The following is a 3,186-nucleotide window of genomic DNA, read 5'->3' on the forward strand; positions in this document are numbered from 1 at the left end:
AATTATTGCCGATGAGCCCACCTCGGCGCTTGACGCCAACAATCGGCAAAGCTTTATTAACTTATTGTTTGAGCAAGCCAAACACGCCAATAGTACCTTAGTGTTTGTGAGCCACGATGAAAGCCTGCAACCGCTATTTAATCGCAGCATCGATTTAGTTAGCTTACAGGCGGCCTCATGATTTTACTAAAACTAGCCTATAAAAGCCTATTAAACCGTCGCGCTAGCGTACTCCTTACCTTACTGACTATTGCGATTAGCGTGATGTTATTGCTCAGTATTGAGCGCGTACGCGTCGACGCGAAAAGTAGTTTTAGTAATACCATTTCGAGCACCGATTTAATTGTTGGCGCACGTACCGGCGACATTCAATTACTGCTCTCATCGGTTTTTAGAATTGGCCACAACAACAATGGCGTAAGCTGGCAAAGCTATCAATACATAAGCGAGCAACGCGGGGTAAAGTGGAGTATTCCCATTAGCCTTGGCGACAGCCACAAGGGCCATGCTGTACTTGGCACCACGCTTGACTACTTTAACCATTACCGCTTTGCAAAAAAGCAGCCGCTGAGCTTTAGCCAAGGACGCGCCTATAATGCCGTTAACCAAGTGGTGCTTGGCAGCGATGTTGCCAATAAATTGGGTTATACGCTGAATCAACAGGTGGTTATTTCCCATGGTATGGGCAACACCAGCTTTCATCATCATGACGACAACCCATTTACTATAGTGGGCATTTTAAAGCCTACCGGTACCCCGGTTGATAAAACCCTGCATATTCCGCTGGCAGCGATTGAGTTAATTCATGGCGGCCATAGCGCCAAACACGACGAACACGACGAACACGACGAACACGACGAACACGAGCATGGTCATAATCATGACCATCCGCAAAACCTAGCGCATGAATTAGTGGGTCACCCACAGCAAATTACCGCCTTTTTAATGGGCTTTGACTCGCCACTTTATACTCTGCAAATTAGGCGCAATATCAATCAATATAAACCAGAAGCCCTGCTGGCTATTATGCCTACGGTCACGTTAAAAGAACTCTGGGAAATGCTCGCCATAGTCGAAAAAATACTGCTGTTGTTTTCGGTGGTAGTAGTGATTATTAGCCTACTGGGCATGCTAACCACACTACTGGCTAATTTGAGTCAGCGGCGTAGAGAGCTTGCCATATTGCGTTCGGTCGGCGCCCGACCTTGGCAATTATTCACCCTCATTAGTATTGAGTCGTTACTCACGACTTTGCTGGGTTGCGTGCTTGGCTGTGTGTTATTTTACGCCCTGATGTTTGGCGGCGCCGGTTACTTACAAAGTCACGCGGGAATTAGCATTAACATCGCTATGCTGTCTTACTATGAACTCACCCTAATAGGCGTTATTATGGCGGCAGGCTTTATTATTGGTTTAATACCGGCTACTCGCGCGTACTTTTACTCACTCAGCGATGGCATGAGCATAAAAATATAACTAGGATAAACATGGCGTTTTATAAAACAACTTTTCAATCTATCGCGTGGTTAAGCTTAGTGCTTGCAAGCTTTGTTAGCAGCGCTAATCCACCCAAAGACATTTTTTGGGAAGATCTGATCCCTAAAGGCCATGTCCAAATAGATACTCAAGCGCAAGCTAATCACGAAGGCAGCGAACAAAACTGGGTGCAACCCGACTTAGATGCACCGGTAGTAAAAGCACTCGATGGTACATCGGTCAGCCTGCCCGGCTTCGTAGTGCCTCTTGAGGGCGACAGCGAAGTGATCACCGAGTTTTTGCTGGTGCCCTACTTTGGCGCGTGTATTCACGTACCGCCCCCGCCACCGAACCAAATAGTTCATGTAACCATTAAAGGCGGCGTACCCATCGACAGCCTATACGACGCCATCGTGGTCACCGGCATTATCACCACGCAAACGTGGTCAGGCGAAATAGCCCAAGTAGGCTATAAAATGCAAGCCGTCGGCGTCGCCCCGTTTGAACTTTAACCCGTAAAAGGGTTACTTCTGACACTTCCCACAAAACACGGTGCTTCTTTGCCCTTGGCGTATTTCTTGTAACTCGTTGTTACATACTAAACAGGGTTGGCCTTTACGGCCGTACACTAACAGCTGTTGTGCAAAGTAGCCTGGTTTGCCATCGCTTTGCGCAAAGTCTTTCAACGTAGTGCCACCTTGCGTGATGGCCGCGGCCAGTATGTCTTTAATTATGGGTATCAGCATTTCGTAACGCTTAAGCGACACCTTTCCGGCTTCACGTCGCGGGTCTATACCGGCTTTAAATAACGATTCATTGGCATAAATATTACCCACGCCCACCACCACGGCGTTGTTCATAATAAACTGCTTTATCGCCACCTTTTTATTACGCGATTGCTGATAAACACGTTTGGCAAAAAAATCATCGGTCAGTGGTTCGGGGCCTAAGCTTGCCAGTAATTTATGCACCTCATTCGGTTGTTGCCATAAACAACAACCAAAACGGCGCGGATCGTTTAAGCGCAGCGCCTTGCCATTGGCAAAAATAAATTCTACATGGTCATGTTTTTTGAGCGGCTCGTCGGCATCAACTACACGTAAGTTACCCGACATGCCTAAATGCAAAATAGTACAGCCCACCTCACAATGTAACAGTAAATACTTAGCGCGACGTTCAATACTATTAACGACTAAACCCTCTAGCTGATAAACATCGTCGGGAACTGGCCAGCGCATACTGGCATTATGAATATTTACCTTAGCCACAACTTGGTTTAACACATGGGGCGTAATGCCCATGCGGCTTACTTCTACCTCAGGTAATTCAGGCATTTATATTCTCACTTTACGAAAAATCAAAACTCGGAAACAACTGCTTAGCAAGCGCTAAATCTAATGATAAGGTACGCTGGGTATTTTTTTCGAGCAAATAATAGTGGCTATCATTACGGTATAATAAGTACAGCCAAGGTAATGGCTCGCCCGCTAATTCAAACGTGGCCACCGACAGCGGCGCTTTAGGCTTAAATACCACCGCTTCATTCACTGCCATTAACTGCGCGCTTTGCCATAAGTTAATTAATTCACCTAATTGCTGCTCATTACCTTGCCATAGCAGTGGCACATTTGGTTGCAAGGCTGTGCTGCGCCAACCGGTGCCTATACGCTCTATTTTTTGATCAACAAAGCTCAGCGTTAATACAAAGCT

At 46.4% G+C, this 3,186-nt stretch carries 4 protein-coding genes and 1 pseudogene; 3 read left to right on the plus strand and 2 right to left on the minus strand.

Annotated elements, in window-relative coordinates; all coding sequences use genetic code 11:
• From ABYB02_RS16060 to ABYB02_RS16070, 3 genes and pseudogenes are all read left to right on the plus strand, one after another.
• Positions 1–181: pseudogene (locus ABYB02_RS16060) on the plus strand (ABC transporter ATP-binding protein); the annotation flags it as partial.
• A complete protein-coding gene (locus ABYB02_RS16065; protein ID WP_372763390.1) occupies positions 178–1,476 on the plus strand; it encodes an ABC transporter permease in 1,299 nt (432 codons plus the stop codon). The pseudogene ABYB02_RS16060 and the gene ABYB02_RS16065, both read left to right, overlap by 4 nt.
• A gap of 11 nt (positions 1,477–1,487) precedes the next feature.
• Complete coding sequence (locus tag ABYB02_RS16070) at positions 1,488–1,988, plus strand: DUF3299 domain-containing protein (protein ID WP_372763391.1); 501 nt, start codon at positions 1,488–1,490, stop codon at positions 1,986–1,988.
• Between the two features lie 12 nt (positions 1,989–2,000).
• Here ABYB02_RS16070 and mutM read toward each other — a convergent pair whose 3' ends face one another.
• The gene (gene mutM, locus ABYB02_RS16075; RefSeq protein ID WP_372763392.1) at positions 2,001–2,810 is read right to left on the minus strand and encodes a bifunctional DNA-formamidopyrimidine glycosylase/DNA-(apurinic or apyrimidinic site) lyase; all 810 of its coding nucleotides are present in this window, start codon (positions 2,808–2,810) and stop codon (positions 2,001–2,003) included.
• Between the two features lie 13 nt (positions 2,811–2,823).
• Positions 2,824–3,186 (minus strand): hypothetical protein (locus ABYB02_RS16080; protein ID WP_372763393.1); only part of this gene is annotated, 363 nt, incomplete at its 5' end.

The sequence above is a fragment of the Pseudoalteromonas sp. genome, from assembly GCF_041613455.1.
Taxonomy (GTDB): Bacteria; Pseudomonadota; Gammaproteobacteria; order Enterobacterales; family Alteromonadaceae; genus Pseudoalteromonas.

What these genes read in the sequence shown, in the direction of transcription:
- ABYB02_RS16065 (WP_372763390.1), top strand. Translation starts at nt 178, where the DNA reads ATGATTTTACTAAAACTAGCCTATAAAAGCCTATTAAACCGTCGCGCT.
- ABYB02_RS16070 (WP_372763391.1), top strand. Translation starts at nt 1,488, where the DNA reads ATGGCGTTTTATAAAACAACTTTTCAATCTATCGCGTGGTTAAGCTTA.
- mutM (WP_372763392.1), bottom strand. Translation starts at nt 2,810, where the DNA reads ATGCCTGAATTACCTGAGGTAGAAGTAAGCCGCATGGGCATTACGCCC.